We start from the raw sequence: 19,403 nt of genomic DNA on the forward strand, positions 1-19,403 counted from the left end.
TCGCCTTCGGTGGGCGCGGAGCTGGGGCAGTGCGGAGGGCAGCCGTCGGGAAGCGCCCGCCCCGCGGCCGTGCGTCACGGGTCCGGGACGGTGACGGTGCCGAGGGCCGCGGCCCGCAGGGCGGCCGCGAGGCGGACGACGGGTTCGGCGGGCGGCTGGGGGAGCCGGGCCAGCAGCAGGCGCCGCAGCTCCTGCGGGCCGCCGCGTACCGGCAGGACGCGCACGCCGGGTGGTGCGGCGGCGGCCATCGCACAGGACACGGTGGTCAGTCCGCAGCCCGCGGCGACAAGGGACAGCTTCGCCAGCCAGTCCCGGGCCGTGTGCGCGATCTCGGGCCGTTCGTCCAGGCCCGGCCACACCCCGAGCAGCCGGTCCGCGCCGGACGGGGAACCGACGATCCACCGCTGTCCGCGCAGGTCGGCCACGTCGACGAAGTCCCCGCGGGCCAGCGGGTGCGCCGCGGGAACGGCCAGACAGAGGGCGCGTTCGGTGAGCGTCTGCAGCACCAGCGGAGGCGACTCGGTGTCCGGCGCGCGGAACGGCGGCGCCGACGCCAGCAAGGCGAGATCGATGCTGCCCGCCCGCAGGGCCCGCACCAGCGCCGGGGTGCCCCCTTCCCGGCTGACGACGTGTACGCCCGGGTGGCTGCGCCGCAGTGCGGCGAGGGCGTGCGGCACCAGGGTGGTACCCGCGCTGGGAACCCAGCCGAGGCGCACCGTCCCACCCTGCTCGGGCAGACCGGACAGCTCGCGGGCGGTCGCGTCGATCTCGTCGAGCACCACCGTCGCGCGGCGCATGACGACCCGTCCGGCCGCGGTCAGCCGTACGCCGTCGCGCCGGCGCTCCAGCAGCTCCGCGCCCGCGGCCCGCTCGATCGAGGCGATCTGCCGGGACACCGCCGACTGCGTGTACCCCAGCGACGCCGCGGCCGCGGTGAAGGTCCCCTGCTCGGCCACCGCGCGGAACACCCGCAGCGCGGTCAGCGACACATCCGTGAAGTCCATGAGGCTTACGCATACCAGCCAGGCGACAGTTTCGCCGGACTCATGCCGGACTCGTTGGAACGGGCATCCCCGCCGTCGCCCGTGCGAACGATCCCCGCACCGCCCTCGTCACGGGCCCCCGGGCACGCTGCGCGTTTGAAGCCGTACCGACAGTCGTACCGGCAGGTCCTGACGGGGGATAATCTTGGGTGCCCGGGGGAGCGGGCCCTGCCGACCCGAGGAGAACGAAGCGTGGCGGAAGACAGGCGGATTCCGGTCCTGGTCGGACGGCGGCAGGAGACGGCGCTGCTGACCGCCGCCCTGGTCCAGGCCGAGGACGGCGCGAGCGGTACCACGGTGCTGCTGCGCGGCGACGCCGGCGTCGGCAAGAGCACGCTGCTGGCCTGGATGGAGCGTGCGGCACGCGAGCGCGGATTCACCGTCCTGCGGGCGGTCGGCGCCGAGGCGGAGACGGACCTCGCGTTCGGGGCCCTCCACCAGGCCTTCTGGTCGCTGCTCCAGCGGTCCGGCGCCTTGTCGGCCCACCAGCGGCACGCCCTGGAGAGCGCGCTCGGTGTCCGGTCCGGCACGCCGAGCGGGTTCGCCGTCGGTGCCGCCGCCCTGGCACTGCTGGACGAGGCGGTACGGACCGCCCCCGTGCTGCTCCTCCTGGACGACCTGCACTGGGTCGACTCGTCGAGCGCGACCGTCTTCGCCTTCCTCCAACGGCGCTGTGCCGAACTGCCGTTGGTGATCGTCGGTGCCAGCCGCCCGGGCGGCCCGGCCGCCCAGACGTGGTCGGCCGAGGCCGTCGACGTACGGGCCCTGCCCCGGCCGGACGCGGCCCTGCTGCTGGGCACCCGCTATCCCGATCTGGCGGCGACCACCCGGGACCGGGTCCTGGCGGAGGCGGACGGCAATCCCCTGGCGCTGGTGGAGCTGCCGCTGCAGCTGGCGGCCGCCCAGCAGCGGGGGTTCGCTCCGCTGCCGGAGCGGTTGCCGCTGGGGCGGAAGCTGGAGCAGATGTTCGCCGAGCGGCTGGGCGCGATGACGCCGGAGGTCGGCCGCCTCCTCCTGCTGGGAGCCCTGGCCTCCGGCACGGACTTCAACGGCGGGGTGTGGCTGCGCGCCGTCGCGGACGAGGACGTGCGGGCACCCCTGGAGCGGATCGAGGCGGACGGCCTGGCCCGGCTCGACGCCGCCGGACAGCTGGTGTTCCGGCACCCTCTGGTCCGTACCGCGGTGGTCTCGGCGGCCTCCGATGCCGCGCGCCGTGAGGCCCACAGTGCCCTGGCCGAGGCCCTCGCACCGGACGACCCCCGGCGGCTGGTCCACGAGGCGTCGGCGGCGCTGCTGCCGGACGAGGACCTCGCGGCACGCCTGCAGGAGGTCGGCCGAGACCTCGCCGGCCGCGGCGGTGACGCGGAGGGCGCACTCCTGCTCGAACGCGCCGCCGTCCTCTCCACCAACTCCTGCGACCGCGCCCGCCGGCTCACCTGGGCCGCGGTGATGGCGGCCCGCGGCGGGCAGCTGCGCCACACCGCGGGCCTGGTGGAGGAGCTGAAGGCGAGCACGGTTCCGCAGGACATCGCCCCGCTGTTCGCGTACGCGGTGGTCTACGCCGACCAGAGTCACCACGTCGACTTCGAATCCTCCACCGCGCTGCTGCCGGGGGCCCTCGACGCGCTGACGGCGCCGGGCGCCGACACCTTCGGCGGGCTGGTGGAGCAGGTCTACTTCAAGCTGCTGCTCGCCGCCACCTACACGGACGACCCCTGCGCGTGGCGGGCTCTGGAGCGGCACCGGGGGAGCGTCTCCGAGGCGGGCCGGCTCTGCCTGCGGGCGTGGACCGATCCGGGCCCGGACGTGGCCGACGCGCTGCGGACGGTGGCCGACGGCATGACGCAGGAACAGGAGGCGGGCGCGGCCTGGCTCCTGCTGTGGACCGCCTCGGCGCTCGACTGCCCCGAGGGCGACCTGTGGCAGCGCTTCAACGGGCTGTACGGCTACGCCACCCAGGGCTCGGTGGCGAAGGCCAAGTGCAACCAGGACTTCCTGCTCGGCCACTGGGACCAGGCGGCCGTCTGCCTGCGCGAGGCCGAGATAGCGGACGAACTCGGCTACCACACCAACGCCCTGATGTTCCGTCAGTACTACGCCCACTTCCTGGCCGGGCGGGGCGACGAGGCCGGGCTGCGGGAGATCGAGCAGGCCGTCAGGCCGACCGCCACGCGTGCCCGGATGCGGTTCGTCCTCGACCGCCTGACCCACCTGCGCGGCCTGACCGCGCTCGCCCACCGGCGCTACGAGGAGGCGTACGCGCACTTCTGTGAGCTCACCCCGCCCGGCCGGCTGTCCAGCGGCCCGCCCTGGCACCACGCGCTGGTCTTCGACCTGGTGACGGCCGCCGTGCACACCGGCCGGCAGGAGGAGGCACGGGCGCACATCGCGGCGGGGCGGGCCGCACGCTCCGCGGAGATCTCCGGCCGGCACGCCTTCCTGCTCGCGGCCGCCACCGCCCTGGCCGCCGAGGACGAGGAGGCCGAGGCCGCCTACCGTGCCGCGTACGCCGTACCGGGAGCAGAGCGGTGGGCGTTCGACCTCGCCCGGCTGCGGCTCGCCCACGGCTCATGGCTCCGCCGGCGCCACCGGCCCGGGGGCCGGGAGGTGCTGCGCGCGGCGCACCACGTGTTCCGCCGTCTCCAGGCGGACCCCTGGGCGCAGCAGTGCGAGGAGGAACTGCGGGCCGCGGGCGACCCCGTGGCCCCGTCGGCGGGCGGACCGGCCGCGCAGTCGTCCGGGCTGACCGGCCAGGAGCTGCGCATAGCCCGCCTGGCCGCTACCGGCCTGACCAACAAGGAGATCGGTCAGCGCCTCCAGCTGTCGCCCCGTACCGTCGGTGCGCACCTCTACAAGATCTTCCCGAAGCTCGGCATCACCTCGCGGGCCGCGCTCGCCCACGCCCTCGGCACCCGCTGACCTTCCAGGACGCCCGGCCAGGCCGGTCGGCGGGTGCGGGGCCGGGGCCCGCGGCCGCACCGCCGCGACGCGGCAGTCAGATGACCTAACGGGCCGCACCGCCCATGGACCAGGCTGACTGCGGAGGGCTTCGGTGGAAGGGCGGTCGGATGGTCTCGCAGGTGACGAGCGCGTCGGTTCCGGACGACGAGAAGGCGGCGTTCTGGAGCGGGGCGATGTCGCGGACGCTGGTGCCGGTGGAGGTGGCCCCGCTCAGCGGGCGGCCGCTGGACGGGCACCTGGTGTCGCACCGGCTCGGGTACGTGCGGATCTCGACACTGGAGGCGGACCCCGCCCGCCTCTCGCGTACGGCGGCGCTGATCGCCCAGGACCATGGTGCCGAGCCGCAGGTCGGAGTCGGGGTGCAGGTGTCGGGCCGGGCCGTGCTGGAGCAGGACGGGCGCCGGGCCCAGGTGCCGCCGGGCGGGCTCGTCCTGTACGACACGGCGCGCCCGTACTCCGTCGACTACCCGGAGCGCTTCCACACCCATCTGTTCCACGTGCCGCGCCGTCTGCTGGCCGTGCCGGAGCGCGACCTGCGGTACGCGTCGGGGACGGCCGTCAGCCTCGCGGAGGGGTGCGCGCCGGTGCTGCTGCCCTTCCTCGGCGTCCTGGCCGCGTCCGCGCACTCCTACTCCGCGCCCGTCGGCGACCGGCTGGCCGGCAGCGTCGCCGACCTGCTGAGCGCGCTCGTCACCCAGCTGGCCGCCGGACGGGCGGCGGACGGGCCGGGCAGCCCGAACGAGCACCTGGTCCGGCGGGTGAGCGAGTACATCGACCACCACCTGAGCGATCCGGAGCTGACGCCCGAGAGGATCGCTCGTGCCCACCACGTCTCCGTGCGGTACCTGCACCGGTCCTTCGAGAGCGAGGGCGTGACGGTGAGCCGGCTCGTCCAGCGGCGCCGTCTGGAGGCGTGCGCCCGCGAGCTGGGCCGGCGCGGACGTACGGCGCCGACCGTGTCGGCCGTGGCCCAGCGGTGGGGCTTCGTCAGCCCGGCGCACTTCAGCCGGACCTTCCGGGCCGCGTACGGCGTCGCACCGCGCGAGTGGCGCGCGCTCCGGTCGGACGATGCCGGCTGACGAGCCGTCGAACCGCCCGCCGAAGCCCGTCGAGCCCCGCCCGTCAACCGTCCGAGGAGTGCCGATGTCCGTCGTTCTCGACACCGCCGGGGTACCGTCCGCCGACCGCGCCGAGTACTGGCACGAGGCCGTCGCCCGTACCTTCATCCCGCTGGACGTGTCCCTGCTCGAAGGCGCGCCCGCTCCCGGGACCATCACCAGCCACCGTCTGGGCGAGCTGCAGGTCTCCGTGGTGCGGGCCGGTCCGCAACGGGTCGAGCGCAGCGCGGGGCTGATCGCGCGCGGCGGGGAGGACCACCTCACGCTGGCGCTCCAGCACCGGGGCACCGCCCGGCTGGTCCAGGACGGCTGCCAGGTGGAGCTGCGGCCCGGTACCTTCGCGATCTCCGACGCCGGGCGGCCGTTCGCCAAGGAACTGCCGGAGCCCTTCGTCTTCACGGCCTTCCACTGGCCGCGGTCGGCCGTGGGTGTCTCCGAGGAGGACCTGCGGGTGCTCACCGCGACGGCCTTCGACACCGGCGACGGCACCGCCGGGCTGGTGGCCGCCTACCTGGAGCGCCTCTCCCGGTCGGCCGACTCGCTGGACCCGCACCTGGCCGCCCGGCTCGCCACCACGGCCCTGGACCTGCTCGCGGTGCTCGCCCACGAGCTCCGGGGCCGGTCCGCCCCGGAGCCGCCCGAGGCGGCGCTCGCCACCCTGGCGCGGGTGAAGGACCACATCCTGCGCCACCTGGGCGACCCGGACCTCTCGCCGGAACGGATCGCGGCCGCCCACCACATGTCGGTGCGGTACCTGCACAAGCTCTTCCGGTTCGAGGGCGTGACGGTGGTCCGCTGGATCCAGCGCCAGCGTCTGGACATGTGCCGACGGGACCTCGCCCGCCCGACGGCGGGCCGGGCGACCGTGGCCGCGGTCGCGGGCCGGTGGGGGTTCGTGAGCGCCAGTCACTTCAGCCGGGCGTTCCGGGCCGCCTACGGGGTCTCCCCGCGCGAGTGGCAGGCCGGCGCAGGGGTGGGCCCCACGCCGGGCCCCGTGCACGTGCCGCTTCCCGGCGGCCGACGGCGGCAGGGCGCCTCCCCGTCCGGGTACGGCGTCGCGGTGTGACCCACCGGGGGAACGTCGGCTGCCGGCCCGTCGCACAACCGGCCGGTGGGCCGTCGGGCGGCAATTCGCCCAACGGCCCACCGGCCGACTTGTTGTGACGAGACGTCAGTTATCGCCGATCACCGCTCGGCATGGATCTCCGCGACGTAGCCGCCCGGGAACTGCACGACCGCGCTGTCCCGGCCGCCCACGGAGACCGGCCCCCACAGCACCGACGCGCCGGAGGCCTTCGCCCGGTCCAGGGTGGCGCCGAGGTCGGTCACGCCGTAGCCGGTCAGCTCCCGGCCGAACGGGTAGGGCAGCCGGCCGTCCGTCACCGTGATCGTCGTGGTGCCGAAGCCGGAGGTGAGGCGGATGAGCCGGTACGTCGTCCCCGGAAGGCCGATGGCGGCACCGTCGGCCCTCCGGTCGTCGGAGACGATCCGGCCCCCGGTGAAGGGGAGGTAGCTCCGCAGGAAGGCGCCGACCGCGTCCGGTGACAGATAGAGCCGGTTCTCCGGCACGCTGGCCAGGGCCGGGTACGACGGCGGGGTGGTGTGCACGTAGAGCTGGGCGCTGATCCCGCCGGGGAACTGGATGACCGTGTCCCGGCCGATCGGATCGGCGAACGGCGCCACGGTCACGGCCGCCCCGTCGGCCCGGGCGGCCCCGACCGCCCGGTCGAGGTCGGTCACCAGCCAGCCGGTGCGCTCGGTGCCGAACGGGTACGGGACGGGCGTGGTGAAGTCGAACACCGACAGCGTGCCGACCGGCGACAGCACCAGCTCGGACAGCGTCCGGCTGGGCGTCGGGGTCACCTGGGTGGAGACCGGCCCGATCGTGGTGCCACCGAAGGTGGACACCCAACTGGCCACGAACGCCTGCTCCGTACCCGGCGTGACGTACACGTGGGTGGAGTCGTACTGCGGGCCGACGGCGAGCTGCCGGTGCGAGCCCGGCGTCCTCGCCGGGGCGGTCTGGGCCACCGAGGCGGTGGGGACCGCCGTCAGCGCGGCGATCGCCGCCACCAACGGAACCGCCCGTCGGGCGAAGCCCTGGATCATTTGGAGGGACCTCCCGGTCGTCGTTCGCGCCCGGGGCGGCTGTGCCGGCCGCCGGGCGCAGGTCTGTCGCTGGTCGGAGAAATGGATCGGTGGTGCGGAGCCGCTCACGCCGTCGGCGGGGCCCAGTGGGCGTCGGGCGCCGAGACCCGGTGGGCGGTCAGCGCGGTGGCCAGGAGCAGCAGCGAGGCCAGTCCCAGGGCCACCACGAGCCGTCCGTGCAGCATCAGCGCCGCGCCCGCGAAGCCGCCGAGCAGCATCGCCAGCGCGGAGAGGATCCGGCGCCCCGGACGCGGCGCCGCGCCCCCGGCCGGCGTCGAGTCCGCGGCGAGGCCGGTCAGGGTGAGGGTGAGCACGGTGGTGGTGAGGTCGGGTACCCCGAGCCGCCGGGCCACCGCGTTCTGCAGGCCCATGCCCAGGCCCAGCAGCACGATCAGGGCGTAACGGGCGGCGCCGTCGGTGACCGCGGCGGTGACGGCGGCCCCGACCGTCAGGACGGTCTGGACGCCGGTGGCCAGGGCCAGCAGGCGTCCGCGGTGGTCCGCCAGCCGGCTGCCGAGCCGCCCGCCGGCGAGCGCGCCGGCCAGGAAGGCCGTCAGTGAGACAGCCGAGGCCGGGGCCGACAGCCCCGAGGCCCCCGCCAGGGCGAACCCCAGGAAGACCACGTTGCCGGTCATGTTCGCCACGAACACATGCCCGAGGCCGAGATAGCTCACCGCGTCGACGACACCGGTGGCCATCGTCAGCAGCAGCATCAGCGGCGGCAGCGGGCCATGACGGTCCGTGCGCGGCGGGACCAGGGTCCGGAGGGCGTCAGTCAGCAGGGCGCGCACCGGCCGCCGCCTCCTCCCGCACCGGCGGACGGTGGAGGACCGCCCGGGTGAGCAGCGCGCCGGCCATGCCGAGCACGGCGGTCGTGACGGACAGCCAGATGGGCCAGGCGGTCAGACCGACGGCGTGGTCGACGGACCACCGGCCCGGGCCGGTGAGCGAGAGTGACCCGGCGATGACGACCAGCACGAGCGGGTACTCGTAGCCGTCGTCCTGCACCCAGAGCCCGTGCGGCAGTTTGACGGTCATCGCCACCGTCATCACGCCGATGGCGACCATGGCCGCCAGTGGTGTGAGCGCGCCCAGGGCCAGGAACAGGCCCGAACCGATCTGCCCGGCGCCCGCGGCGAGGGCGGTGAGCGGCCCGCCGCGGAACCCGTCGTGCCGGAACTCCTCCGTCCCGCCCGCGAGGCCGTGGCCCCCGAGGCGGTAGCTCACCTTCTGTACCCCGTGCCCGGCGATGAGCAAGCCCACCACCAGCCGGAGGATCAGCAGTCCGGTATCCATCGTGTCCTGTTCCTGGTCCCTGTTCCTGATGCGGTGTCGGCGTGCGGGCGGTTCAGCCCGCGGCGTGGGCGCCTATGACGGTCTGTGCGTAGACGACGCCCAGGCCGTACGCGCCGGCGTGCTCCTTGACGATCTCCATGACGGCACCGTAGGTCTCCGTACGGGCCCAGTCGCGCTGGAGCTCCAGCAGTACCTGCAGCCAGGTGACCGGCACCGCGCCGGCCTGCGTCATCCGCTGGACGGCGTGCTCGTGGGCCTGCGGGGAGACACCGCCGGAGGCGTCGGCGACGACGTAGACCTCGTAGCCCTGGGCGATCATGGACAGCACCGGCATCACTAGGCAGACCTCGGTCCACAGGCCGGCGATGACGACCTTGCCGCGCCCGGTGGCCTTGACCGCCTCGACCAGGGCCGGGTCCTCCCAGGCGTTCATCGAGGTGCGGTCGATGATCTCCGCGTCGGGGAAGACCGCTCCCAGCTGCGGCAGGATCGGGCCGGAGAAGGACTCGGAGGCGACGGTGGTCAGCACCGCGGGCACCTCGAAGGCCTTGGCGGCCTTGGCCAGGCCGACGGTGGCGTTGATGATCGCGACCCGGTCGCCGCTGCCGGTGCCGAAGAACATCTGCGGCTGGTGGTCCACGAACAGCACCACGGCGTTGTCCGGAGTCAGCAGGTCGGGGCTCGGGGTGGCGCTGACCTGGGTGGTGTCGACCATGACGGGTTTCCTTCGGTTTCTCGGTGGGTTCTCCTCGCGGTGATCCGCGGGAGAGGTCGGGACGGTTGCCCTGGACCGGGCCGGCAACAGGGGCCGCGGCGTCGCGTGCCGGTCGGTCCCGGACGGCGAGGCGCGGCTCACGAGCGGTTCGCCTCACGAGCGGCGCGGCTCACGAGCGGCGCGGCTCACGAGCGGCGCGGCCCAGAAGCGGTTCGCCTCACGAGCGGTTCGCCTCAGAAGTGGAAGCAGGGGTCGGACGGTCGGTGGTGTCCGGAGGCCAGGCCACGTCCGACGCGCCACCGCAGGTGCTGCTTCGACTCGGCGGCGGCCTGCCCGAGCAGCTCCGCCTGGCGGGAGCCCGCGCCTGCGGCCCGGCCGGAGGCCTGGTAGCCGCCGAAGTGGGCGACCGGGCTCCAGTCGGGGCTGACCGGCGGGAGCTCCTCGTCCATTTCCTCGTACTCGGCCGCGGCGTGCACGATCCGGCCGCCGACGACCGTCAGCAGGGACTCGATGTGCGGGATCTCCGGCTCGGGAACGGTGAAGTAGTCCTCGGACAGGACGGCCAGGTCGCCATAACACCCCGGTCGCAGAACGCCCTTGACGTCCTGTTCCCCGGTGAGTGCCGCGCCCGCCGTGGTGTACATCGCGAGCGCGGTCTGGCGGTCCACCCGGTTCTGCGGCGGCCGCAGCGCCAGGCCGCCGACCGTGCGGCCGGAGACCAGCCAGTGCAGGGCGACCCAGGGGTTGTAGGAGGACACCCGGGTGGCGTCGGTGCCCGCGGCGACGGTCAGTCCGCGGTCCAGCATCGCGCGGATCGGCGGGGCCTGTGCGGCCGTGCCGAGGCCGTACCGGCGGGTGAACGCCTCGCCCTGGAAGGACAGCCGGTTCTGCACGGAGAGCGAGCCGCCGAGCGCCGCGATGCGGTCGAGGCTGTCCGGGGAGACGGTCTCCGCGTGGTCGAAGAGCCACCGGTTCCCGCCGGGGAACAGCCCCTCGGCGGCGAGCTTCTCGAACACCGCCAGGTCGCGCCGGATCGTCTCGTCGTAGGTCGCGTGCAGCCTGAAGCCCCAGCCGTTCTCCATGAGCAGCCGGACGGCCTTCTCGAACTCGCCCTCGTAGTTGTCGAGTTCGGGGCGTGGCTCGGCGAAGTTCTCGAAGTCGGCGGCGGCCCAGGTCAGGTTCTCGCCGGCGCCGTTCAGCCGTAGCCACTCGTCGCCGTCCCCGGGGCGGACCGTCTCGATCCAGCGGGTGAGATCGTCGAGCTCCTGGCCGGGGGTCTGCGGGAACAGGTGGTAGGCGATGCGCAGCGAGAGCCGGCCCTCCCGGGCGAGCTCGATCACCGTGCCGTAGTTCTCGGGGAAGCTCTGGAACCCGCCGGCGGCGTCGATCGCGGAGGTCAGCCCGAAGCGGTTCAGTTCGCGCAGGAAGTGCAGGGTGGACGTCTTGCGGTCCTCGCCCTCCAGTGTCGGGGCCTTGGCGAGTGTGGAGTAGAGGACCAGGGCGCTCGGGGCGGCCAGCAGCATGCCGTTGGGCTCGCCACCCCGGCCCCGGACTATCTGGCCGCCCTTCGGGTCGGGGGTGTTCCTGGTGTAGCCGACGGCCCGCAGCGCCGCGCGGTTGAGGATCGCCGACTGGTAGAGGTGGAGGACGAACACCGGGGTGTCGGGCGCGGCCTCGTTCAGTTCGGCCGGTGTCGGGAGCCGGCGCTCGGCGAACTGCTCGGCCGACCAGCCGCCGACGACCCGCACCCACTGCCCCTTGGGGGTGCGGGCGGCCTGTTCCCGCAGCATCGCCAGGGCGTCGCGCAGCGAGGTCACGCCGTTCCAGCGCAGCTCCAGAACGTAGTTGAGGCCGCCCCGGATCACGTGCAGGTGCGAGTCGTTGAGCCCGGGCACGACGCGCCGGCCGAGCGCGTCCACCACGGTGGTGGACGGTCCGATGAGCGGGGCGACGTCCGCGTCGTCCCCCACGGCCGTGACCAGGCCGTCGCGGATGGCGAGGGCGCCGGCCTGCGGCCTGCGGACGTCTCCGGTGTAGATCTTCGCGTTGCGGACGACGACGTCGGCGACGTCCTCGACGGCGCGGGGGACCAGCCCGCCGACCGGCATTGCAGGCACCTCGACAGCCTCCTGTGACGGGATCGGGTCGCCGCGCGGTGCGGCGGCGACTGGGGGCGGTCGAGCGGGCCGGGGGTTAGCGAGCCGGCCCGCTCGGCCGACTGACAGGACGTTAGGCCGACCACCGGTCCTGGAGTTGGCCCACAGTGCACCGCCTCCGTTCCGCCAGTGCACACCGGAGCGACGGCGTAGCGGTCCGTGCCCCGGAGGGCCTTTCCCGAGCCGTGTGGCCAACGACGGCTGTACGGAGAGGTCGGCGGCTATCTGTCGAGTAACAACCTTTTCCAGTAGAACAGTTGACTGTCCATCGGGTCGGCCGCCGTCACCGCCTTCAGTCGTGTGTGCGTCCCGGGCAAGCGTCCGGTGCGTCCGGTTCCGGCGCGGTGACGGAGCCGCCCGGGCCCGGCCGCGTACCGTCGTTCGTCGTGGAGTCCGCCTGCTCGCGTGCGGCTCGCATGATCGCGCGGCGGATGGGTTCGTAGCCGGTGCACCGGCAGATGTTGGAGCCGACCAGAGCGTCGACGCGCTCAGGGTCGTCGCCGATGGCGGGATCGGCCGCCAGCGCCCCGGCGGCCACCATGAGGAACCCCGGGGTGCAGAAGCCGCACTGCAGGGCATGTTCGGCGGAGAACGCGCGCTGGAGCGGGTGGGGTTCACCGTCGGGCCCGGCGAGCCCCTCCACGGTCCGCACCGAGCCGCCGTCGCACTGCACGGCGAGCATGAGGCAGGAACGGGCCGCCACGCCGTCCACCAGTACCGTGCACGCCCCGCACACGCCGTGCTCGCAGCCCAGGTGAGTGCCGGTCAGTCGGCAGTCCTCCCGTAGTACGTCGGCCAGGACGCGGCGGGGCTCCACGTCGAGCCGGTACGCCTGGCCGTTGACGGTGAGAGTGATCCTCATGCGTGCCCTCCCTCGGACCCGGCGGCGCGCGACCGCTGGTCCAGCGCCGCCTGGCACAGCGTCCTGGCGACCAGGACCGCGATGACGTGCCGCTTGTACTCGACGTCGGCGTACGGCTCCGCCACGGGCGCGGCGTCCCGCTCCGCGGCGATCCGGCCCGCCCGGGCGAACGGATGGCCGCCGGGCAGCCGGTAGCCGTCCACGGGCGCCGTGGCCTCGGCGCCGATCAGCGCCCGCTCGGCCGCCAGGGCCCGTACCGGCCGGTCGGCGCAGTTGGCCAGGCCGATCCGCGCTTCACCGATCACCCCGTCGCGCACGGTCAGCGTGGCGGCGACGGCCACCTGGGCGAAGCAGAAGTGCGTGCGCCGATGCTCGGTGAAGCCGACTCCGGTGTCGTCGTCGAGCAGCGGGAACCGCACCGCGGTGAGAAGCTCCCCGGGCCGGCGCGCGGACTGGTGCGGACCGTGGAAGTAGTCGCGGGCCGCGACCGTGCGCCCGCCCTCCAGGGAGTGCAGCTCGATGCCGGCGTCCAGGGCGGCGCCGATGGCACACCACTCCGAGGCGGGGTGCGCCCAGGCGAAGCTGCCCACCATCGTGCCGCGGGAACGGATGGGCGGATGGGCGATGTTGACCACTGCGCGTGCGAACAGCGCGCCGAGCGGGCCGGGCACGGACCGCGCCGACTCGAAGGCGTCGTGACGGACCAGAGCGCCCACCCGCAGCGTGTCGCCGTCGGTGTCCATCCGGTCGAGCCCGGCGACGCGGTTGATGTCGACCACCAGCTCGGGGCGGACGCGTTGCAGGCGCATCTCAAGGAGCAGGCTCTGCCCGCCGGCGAGCACCTGGGCCTTCCCGCGGGCGGCGCCGAGCACCTCGACGGCCTCGGGCACCGTGCTCGGCACGGCATAGTCGAAGGCGGCGGGCTTCACCGGACCTCCTCCAGCTTCGGGGCGCGGGCCGCCCGCCAGACCACATCCGGGGTGAGCGGCATCTGCAACAGGTCGGGGTCGGCGATCCGCAGGGCGTCGGCCACGGCGTTGACGATCGCGGCCGGAGTGCCGATGCACCCCGACTCGCCCGCACCCTTCGCGCCCAGCGGCGTGCTCGGGCTCGGTGTGCAGGTGTCCCTGATCTCGATGGGCGGAACCTCGGTGAACGTCGGCAGCAGATAGTCCAGCAGACCCGAGGCCAGCATCGGCACACCGTCGTCGTAAGGGATTCCTTCGTACAGTGCCTGGCCGATGCCCTGGACCGCCGACCCGAGGGCCTGTCCGCGCACGATCGTGGGATTGAGCACCACTCCGCAGTCGTCCACGGCCACCACCCGCAACAGGCGCACGGTGCCCAGCTCCGGATCGACCTCGGCCACCGCCGCGTGGGCGCCGAACGGGAAGGCCATTCCCGCCTCGAACCGGTCGTCGACCCTCAACGGCCCTGTGGCCTTCACCAGTTCGGCCAGGTCCATGGTCACCGAAGCGTCCTTGAGCAGGTGTACGGCGCCGTCGGACCACCCGACGTCACCGAGCGGCACCTCCCACAGCCTCGCGGCCCGCTTCCGCGCCTGGTCGATGAGCAGCCGCGAGGCGTGCTGCAGCATCGCGCCGGCCACCTGGGCGGAACGGCTGGCGAAGGAGCCCAGACCCTCGGGCTGCTGCTCGGTGTCCCCCTCGACCAGCCGGACCCGCGCCTCGTCCACTCCCAGGGTTCTGGCGACCAGAGCGGAGAAGACGGTCTCGTGTCCCTGACCGCTGGGGGCCGTGCCGCACCGGGCGGTGACCGTGCCGTCCGCCTCGGCCTCGATGCCGCCGAACTCGTGGAGTCCGCCCGGCTCGCCGCCGGAGCGCTCCACGTAGCAGGACAGGCCGATGCCCAGTGGCCGCGCGTCCGGATCCGCCCGCCGCCGGGCCTGTTCGGCCCGCCACCCGCCGTAGTCCAGCGTCTCCAGTGCCAGATCGAGCGCGGCGGCGTAGTTCCCGCTGTCGTAGCGCCGGCCGGTGGGCGTCAGGTACGGGAAGCTCCCGGGCGGGATGAAGTTGCGCCGTCGCAGTTCCGCCGGGTCCATTCCCAGCCGACGGGCCATCACATCCATCGCCCGTTCCAGCGCGATCGTCGCCTCGGGCCGGCCGGCGCCGCGGTAGGGATACGTCACCATCGTGTTGGTCAGTACCGAGCGGACGGTCGCGTGCACCTTGGGGGTGGCGTACGGGCCCGTCGCCATCCAGGCGGTCTGCATCGGCAGCCCCGCCCCGAGGTGGGGATAGGCACCCACGTCGGCGTCGATCGTCAACTCGTAGGCGAGCAGACGCCCGTCGGCGTCGGCGGCGAGCCGGACCCGCTGGTCCTGCCCCCGGCCCCGGGTCGCGACCAGCATGGACTCCAGCCGGTCCTCGATCCACCGCACGGGCCGGCCCAGCTTCACCGCCAGGAAGGCGACCACGACGAACTCCGGGAACGCCGCGCTCTTCGACCCGAACGCCCCGCCGGTGTCCGGAACCACCACGCGTACCCGGTCGGCCGGCCACCCGAGCAGCGCCGCCAGTTCACGCCGCAGCCGGTGCGGCATCTGATGGCCCGACCACACCGTCAGCCGGTCCGCCTCGGGCACGGCGAGGATCGTCCGGCACTCCATCGGCGTGGGCATGAGCAGTTGCTGGCGGTAGCGGCCCTCCACCACCGCCGCCGCGCCCCGCCAGACCGATTCCTCGATCGGCTTCCCGGCCTCCCCACGGAAGGCGGTGTTGCTCAGACCGTCGAACAGCCGGACGGAATCGTCCGCCGCGGCGGACGGCGTCACCACCGCGGGCAGCGGATCGATCCGGAAGGACACCGCGGCCGCACCGTCCTCGGCCCGGTAGCGGTCCTCTCCCAGGACCACCGCCACCGCCTCGCCCGCGTACCGCACCCGGTCCTTCACCAGGGCCGGCCACTCACGGCCGGCCACGGCCTCCTCCGTGGACAGCCCGGCCAGCAGGGTGTACGGAACCGGAGGAAGATCCCGCAGGTGGGATGCCGCCTGGACGCACGAGGGCAGCTCCGCCAGGTCCGCGGCGGACCAGGCCCCCACGACCCCCGGCACGTCACGGGCGGCGGCGCAGTCCACCTCACGCACCGTGCCGTGGCCGACGTCGCTTCGCACGAACACCGCGTCCAGGCAACCGGGAACCTCGATATCGGCGACATAGCGGCCTCGGCCGGTGAGTAACCGTCCGTCCTCGCGCCTGGTCCACTGCTCCACGACTGCACCTCTGCGCCTCGTAGTACCCGGGGGGATCGACCGTGGACTCGCCACGTGCGAGCGCGACACCCCGTACCGGAGCGGGTGCCCGAGCGCGCTCGAAGGAGTTCACCGTACGGGCCACCCGGCGTGGCGAACCGGGCAACACACGGGTCGGTGCACTCCGGGGACAGACCTGTGCGTCATGGGGCACGGTCCGGCGCTGCCCGGGGTCGGCTCAGTGGCCGCGCCCGGACGCGTCAGGGCTCTGCCCGGCGCACATCCCTTTCAGCAGTGCGGTCAGGATGCGCGTCAGCTGGGGTTCGACGTCGACCAGGGCGTGCGCCAACTCGGGGTGGGTCTCGTAGAGCGCGCGCAGACGGGTGCCGGGCGCGGCCATCTGCCACAGCGCCCCGGCCATGCTCGTGGCCGTCGCGATCACGTCCGTGGCCTGGCGCTCGGTGATCCCGAGCAGCTCGTGCAGCACGGCCGCCATCGAGGCGACCTCGGCCAGTGCGACCTTCTTGAACGCGTGGGCGGAGTCGAGCGAGACGTTGCGCTCCAGGTTCAGCGGTGCCTGCGCGAGCAGGTCGCAGAAGAACGGCCGCGCCACCAGCGACCGGGCGACGACGGCGGCGACCGCCTCGGGAGCGCCGTCGGAGAGGTCCCCGAGCCGCGCGCGGAGCGCCGCCGACCACTCCTGCCAGCCCTCGGCCGTGAGCATCAGGAAGATCTGCTCCCGGGTCTCGAAGTACCGCAGCATCGCGGACTTGTGCATGCCGACGGCGGCCGCGATGTCCGTGAGGGTGACCTCGCGCACGCTGTGTTCGGTGCCGAGCGAGTGGGCGGCGTCGAGAATCGCCCGCTCGCGCTGTTGCTTCGCCGCCGCGCTGCGAGCGCGCTGGGGACCGCCCTGCTTCATGACAGCAAACTTAACACGACCGGGTTGCACTAATAACGAAACGGTGTTTTGCTATCGGCATGGACACACAGCAGACCTGGTTCATCACCGGCTCCTCCCGCGGCTTCGGCCGCCACCTCGCGATCGCGGCCCTGGAGGCCGGCGACAACGTCGTCGCCACGGCCCGCAAGCCGGAGCAACTGGACGATCTCGTTCAGCGGTACGGTGACCGCGTTCTCCCCGTCGCCCTCGACGTCACCGACCGGCCGGCCGCCGTGGCCGCCCTTCAGAAGGGCGCCGACCGCTTCGGCGGGATCGACGTGGTGGTCAACAACGCCGGATACGCCAACCTCTCGGCGGTCGAGCACACGACCGAGGACGACTTCCGCCGACAGTTCGACACCAACTTCTGGGGCGTCTACAACGTCTCGACGGCGGCGCTCCCGATCCTCAAGGCGCAGGGGGCCGGCACGATCGTGCAGTTCTCCTCCATCGGCGGCCGGGTCGGCGGCACGCCCGGCCTCGGGTCGTACCAGGCGGCCAAGTTCGCCGTCGACGGCTTCACCCGCGTGCTGGCGGCGGAGACCGAGCCGTTCGGCATCAGGTACCTGGTCGTGGAGCCGGGCGGGTTCGCCACGGACTGGGCCGGGGCCTCGATGCGGATCCCCGAGGTCGTGCCCGAGTACGCCGGGACGGTCGGGGAGATGGTGCGCGCGTTGAGCGGCCCCGTGAGCTTCGCGGGCGACCCGAAGCGCGCCGGCGAGATCCTGGTCCGGGTCGTCAGGCACCCGAACCCGCCCTCGCATCTGATCCTCGGGGCCGGTGCCGTCCGGATGGCGCAGACCTATTCGCGCGGCCAGCTGGAGGAGGCCGCCGCATGGGAGCCGGTGAGTCGGTCGGCCGACTTCGACCAGGACTACCCGGCGGACCTCGTCGACCACGCACCGGAGGCCGGGGCGAGGCAGTGAAGCGGTTCACGGACACGGTGGCGCCGCCCGGCACCGGTGCCGGCGGCTGAACGGGCGCACGCCGAGGCGGCGGCGGTGTCGCGGACCCCCATGGTGACGGAGGACAGGCGGTGCAAGGCCATACAGGACCCCATGCTCGTGGTGTTCCTGAACGGTGGCGGAGCGATGCGCTGGTCAGGCGTGGAAGATCTGCCGGAGTTCGCCGATGCCCTCGATGCGGCTGACGAGTTCGTCGCCGTCGGTGAGGAAGCGCTGAGGAGTTCGGCCGAGGCCGACACCGGCCGGGGTGCCGGTGAAGATGACGTCGCCGGGCCGCAGCGGGAGGATGGCGGAGAGCTTGGCGATGAGCGCGGGCACGGAGAAGATCAGGTCCCGGGTGCGGCCCTTCTGGACGCTCTCCCCGTTGATCGTGCAGCCGAGCTCCAGGTCGTCCGGGTCGGCGAGTTCGTCCGGGGTGACCAGGCACGGACCCATCGGGGCGAAGCCGGGGAAGGACTTGCCGAGGCCGAACTGCGGTGCGGGGCCGGTCATCTGGGTGATCCGCTCGGACAGGTCCTGGCCGACGGTCAGGCCGGCGACGTGCTCCCAGGCGGATTCGGCGTCCACCTGCCGGGCCTCGGCGCCGATGACGGCGACGAGTTCGACCTCCCAGTCGGTGTGGCCGCCCTCGGGCAGGCGGACCCGGGTGACCGGGCCCGTGATGCTGGAGGCGAACTTGGTGAACACCGGTGGCAGTGTGTCCGGGACGGTGAAGCCCGACTCGGCCGCGTGGGCGCGGTAGTTGAGGCCAACGGCGAGGAGCTGCCCGGGCCGCGGGGCCGGGGAGCCCAGTTCGGCGGCGTCGAAGGGGGTGCCCCCCGGAAGCTCCGCGTGGTCGGCCCAGGCCCGGAACCGTGCCCAGCGGGAGTAGACCTGCTGCGGGTCGCTGGAGAAGAGGCCGCCGCTGGCCTGTTCGACGTCGACGGCGAGGGCGTCGCCGGTCAGCAGGACCAGTCGGTTGTCGAGGTTGGCGATGCGCATGGGGATGGCTCCTTCGCAGGTGGACCAGACCGGCGGGGTGGTCCTGTGACCGATGCCGGGCAGTGCCTTGCCGTGGACCTCGAAGCCTACGGCGGGGGCGGCCGCCGCGTGGCACGACCGGCGGATACCCGCCGGCCGTCCTCGGTCCTGGGAGCGTGCTCACGCGGCAGCGGCCACGGGGCGACCGCGTGTGGTCCTGTGTCCTCCTCGGGGGCTGTCCGACGGAGGGTCAGGCGACGGGCAGCCATTCCGGGCGGCAGGCGCCGCGCGGGAGGAGGATGTGCCGGTAGGCGCCGGGGGTGTCCGACATCTTCACCTGGTCGGTGATGCCCTGGTAGTGGCCGAGCGGGGTCTCGGCGGTGAAGACCTCGGGGTCGGGGTAGGCGTGGAGTCCACCGCTGCCGGCGGTCCGGCGTGCGTAGGCCTGGTCGAACACGCCCATCCCTGATCTTGCAGGGTATCCCCGGCTTTAGCCGGGGAGGGAATGCATCCTTGGCTCGGAGCCGCGAAGCGGCGGAGTTCGCTGCGGCTCCGGGGTGGCGGTCAGATAGGCCGCTTCTGTCCTTCGATGTACTGGCGGACGATGCTGAGAGGTGCGCCGCCGCAGGACCCGGCGAAGTAGGACCGGGACCAGAAGACGGAGCCCAGGCCGATACGGTTGATGCGGCCCGTGTATTCGGCGCGTAGGTATCGGGAGCTGACGCCCTTGAGGGAGTTGATCAGCTTGGACAGGGCGATCTTCGGCGGGTAGTGCACCAGCAGGTGCACGTGGTCCGCCTCGCCGTTGAACTCCCTGAGCTCGGTCTCGAAGTCGGCGCACACGTTCCGCATGATCTCTTCGCAGCGCCGCAGCATCTCGTCATCGAAGACATCCTTCCGGTACTTTGTGACGAACACCAAGTGAGCGTGCAGGTTGTGGGTGACGTGCCGTCCAGTGCGGATATCGGGGTTCGGTTCCCAGCGCGGTGACATACACCAACGGTAGTAGAATCCTGCAAGCC

General features: G+C 73.4%; 17 protein-coding genes. 4 read left to right on the top strand and 13 right to left on the bottom strand.

The genetic code is table 11. From position 1 onward, the window contains the following. Positions 1-74: 74 nt before the first annotated feature. Positions 75-1,004 (bottom strand): LysR family transcriptional regulator, encoded by a 930-nt coding sequence (locus tag ACSMTC_RS33500; RefSeq protein WP_436563497.1) that lies wholly within the window; start codon positions 1,002-1,004, stop codon positions 75-77. 231 nt (positions 1,005-1,235) lie between these two features. Between ACSMTC_RS33500 and ACSMTC_RS33505 the strand changes: the two genes are divergently transcribed. The 3 genes from ACSMTC_RS33505 to ACSMTC_RS33515 all read left to right on the top strand — a co-directional run bounded on the left by ACSMTC_RS33505 (position 1,236) and on the right by ACSMTC_RS33515 (position 6,188). Beyond that, a complete protein-coding gene (locus ACSMTC_RS33505; protein ID WP_436563498.1) occupies positions 1,236-3,962 on the top strand; it encodes an AAA family ATPase in 2,727 nt (908 codons plus the stop codon). Positions 3,963-4,123: 161 nt separating this feature from the next. Further along, positions 4,124-5,083 (top strand): AraC-like ligand-binding domain-containing protein, encoded by a 960-nt coding sequence (locus ACSMTC_RS33510; protein ID WP_436563499.1) that lies wholly within the window; start codon positions 4,124-4,126, stop codon positions 5,081-5,083. A 64-nt stretch (positions 5,084-5,147) separates the two neighbouring features. After that, positions 5,148-6,188, top strand: coding sequence for an AraC-like ligand-binding domain-containing protein (locus tag ACSMTC_RS33515; protein WP_436563500.1), 1,041 nt, complete (start codon positions 5,148-5,150; stop codon positions 6,186-6,188). 119 nt (positions 6,189-6,307) lie between these two features. On the opposite strand, the gene ACSMTC_RS33520 is transcribed toward ACSMTC_RS33515, so the two are convergent. The 9 genes from ACSMTC_RS33520 to ACSMTC_RS33560 all read right to left on the bottom strand — a co-directional run bounded on the left by ACSMTC_RS33520 (position 6,308) and on the right by ACSMTC_RS33560 (position 16,435). Next, a complete protein-coding gene (locus ACSMTC_RS33520; RefSeq protein ID WP_436563501.1) occupies positions 6,308-7,231 on the bottom strand; it encodes a glyoxalase in 924 nt (307 codons plus the stop codon). Positions 7,232-7,335: 104 nt separating this feature from the next. Further along, entirely contained in the window at positions 7,336-8,061 is a 726-nt protein-coding gene (locus tag ACSMTC_RS33525) for a YoaK family protein (RefSeq protein WP_436563502.1), read from the bottom strand. After that, positions 8,042-8,566 (bottom strand): DoxX family protein, encoded by a 525-nt coding sequence (locus tag ACSMTC_RS33530; RefSeq protein WP_436563503.1) that lies wholly within the window; start codon positions 8,564-8,566, stop codon positions 8,042-8,044. The genes ACSMTC_RS33525 and ACSMTC_RS33530 overlap by 20 nt, the downstream gene beginning before the upstream one ends. Positions 8,567-8,618: 52 nt before the next feature. Further along, positions 8,619-9,281, bottom strand: a complete 663-nt coding sequence (locus ACSMTC_RS33535; RefSeq protein ID WP_436563504.1) for a hydrolase — start codon at positions 9,279-9,281, stop codon at positions 8,619-8,621. Between the two features lie 233 nt (positions 9,282-9,514). Beyond that, a complete protein-coding gene (locus tag ACSMTC_RS33540; RefSeq protein WP_436564888.1) occupies positions 9,515-11,389 on the bottom strand; it encodes an amidohydrolase in 1,875 nt (624 codons plus the stop codon). Between the two features lie 340 nt (positions 11,390-11,729). Further along, positions 11,730-12,299 carry a (2Fe-2S)-binding protein gene (locus tag ACSMTC_RS33545; protein WP_436563505.1) on the bottom strand — a complete coding sequence of 190 codons (570 nt, stop codon included), beginning with the start codon at positions 12,297-12,299 and terminating at the stop codon, positions 11,730-11,732. After that, positions 12,296-13,228 (bottom strand): FAD binding domain-containing protein, encoded by a 933-nt coding sequence (locus ACSMTC_RS33550; RefSeq protein ID WP_436563506.1) that lies wholly within the window; start codon positions 13,226-13,228, stop codon positions 12,296-12,298. The genes ACSMTC_RS33545 and ACSMTC_RS33550 overlap by 4 nt, the downstream gene beginning before the upstream one ends. Beyond that, on the bottom strand, positions 13,225-15,534 hold the full coding sequence (locus tag ACSMTC_RS33555; RefSeq protein WP_436563507.1) for a xanthine dehydrogenase family protein molybdopterin-binding subunit: 2,310 nt from the start codon (positions 15,532-15,534) through the stop codon (positions 13,225-13,227). Before ACSMTC_RS33555 ends, ACSMTC_RS33550 begins: the two co-directional genes overlap by 4 nt. A 217-nt stretch (positions 15,535-15,751) precedes the next feature. Then, on the bottom strand, positions 15,752-16,435 hold the full coding sequence (locus ACSMTC_RS33560) for a TetR/AcrR family transcriptional regulator (RefSeq protein WP_436563508.1): 684 nt from the start codon (positions 16,433-16,435) through the stop codon (positions 15,752-15,754). A 59-nt stretch (positions 16,436-16,494) separates the two neighbouring features. On the opposite strand from ACSMTC_RS33560, the gene ACSMTC_RS33565 reads away from it, so the two are divergent. Beyond that, on the top strand, positions 16,495-17,382 hold the full coding sequence (locus tag ACSMTC_RS33565; protein ID WP_436563509.1) for an SDR family NAD(P)-dependent oxidoreductase: 888 nt from the start codon (positions 16,495-16,497) through the stop codon (positions 17,380-17,382). Positions 17,383-17,556: 174 nt separating this feature from the next. Here ACSMTC_RS33565 and ACSMTC_RS33570 read toward each other — a convergent pair whose 3' ends face one another. The 3 genes from ACSMTC_RS33570 to tnpA form a co-directional block, all read right to left on the bottom strand. Beyond that, a complete protein-coding gene (locus ACSMTC_RS33570; protein ID WP_436563510.1) occupies positions 17,557-18,402 on the bottom strand; it encodes a fumarylacetoacetate hydrolase family protein in 846 nt (281 codons plus the stop codon). Between the two features lie 229 nt (positions 18,403-18,631). After that, a complete protein-coding gene (locus tag ACSMTC_RS33575) occupies positions 18,632-18,838 on the bottom strand; it encodes a hypothetical protein (protein ID WP_436563511.1) in 207 nt (68 codons plus the stop codon). 107 nt (positions 18,839-18,945) lie between these two features. Next, positions 18,946-19,374 carry an IS200/IS605 family transposase gene (gene tnpA, locus ACSMTC_RS33580; protein ID WP_436563512.1) on the bottom strand — a complete coding sequence of 143 codons (429 nt, stop codon included), beginning with the start codon at positions 19,372-19,374 and terminating at the stop codon, positions 18,946-18,948. Between the last annotated feature and the right edge of the window lie 29 nt (positions 19,375-19,403).

It is taken from the genome of Kitasatospora sp. HPM-01-4 (genome assembly GCF_051374625.1).
Classification (GTDB): Bacteria; Actinomycetota; Actinomycetes; order Streptomycetales; family Streptomycetaceae; genus Kitasatospora.

Bases quoted from the DNA above. Each gene is read 5' to 3' on its own strand.
- ACSMTC_RS33500 (WP_436563497.1), bottom strand. From the start codon at position 1,004: ATGGACTTCACGGATGTGTCGCTGACCGCGCTGCGGGTGTTCCGCGCG.
- ACSMTC_RS33515 (WP_436563500.1), top strand. From the start codon at position 5,148: ATGTCCGTCGTTCTCGACACCGCCGGGGTACCGTCCGCCGACCGCGCC.
- ACSMTC_RS33520 (WP_436563501.1), bottom strand. From the start codon at position 7,231: ATGATCCAGGGCTTCGCCCGACGGGCGGTTCCGTTGGTGGCGGCGATC.
- ACSMTC_RS33530 (WP_436563503.1), bottom strand. From the start codon at position 8,566: ATGGATACCGGACTGCTGATCCTCCGGCTGGTGGTGGGCTTGCTCATC.
- ACSMTC_RS33535 (WP_436563504.1), bottom strand. From the start codon at position 9,281: ATGGTCGACACCACCCAGGTCAGCGCCACCCCGAGCCCCGACCTGCTG.
- ACSMTC_RS33540 (WP_436564888.1), bottom strand. From the start codon at position 11,389: ATGCCGGTCGGCGGGCTGGTCCCCCGCGCCGTCGAGGACGTCGCCGAC.
- ACSMTC_RS33545 (WP_436563505.1), bottom strand. From the start codon at position 12,299: ATGAGGATCACTCTCACCGTCAACGGCCAGGCGTACCGGCTCGACGTG.
- ACSMTC_RS33560 (WP_436563508.1), bottom strand. From the start codon at position 16,435: ATGAAGCAGGGCGGTCCCCAGCGCGCTCGCAGCGCGGCGGCGAAGCAA.
- ACSMTC_RS33565 (WP_436563509.1), top strand. From the start codon at position 16,495: ATGGACACACAGCAGACCTGGTTCATCACCGGCTCCTCCCGCGGCTTC.
- ACSMTC_RS33570 (WP_436563510.1), bottom strand. From the start codon at position 18,402: ATGCGCATCGCCAACCTCGACAACCGACTGGTCCTGCTGACCGGCGAC.
- tnpA (WP_436563512.1), bottom strand. From the start codon at position 19,374: ATGTCACCGCGCTGGGAACCGAACCCCGATATCCGCACTGGACGGCAC.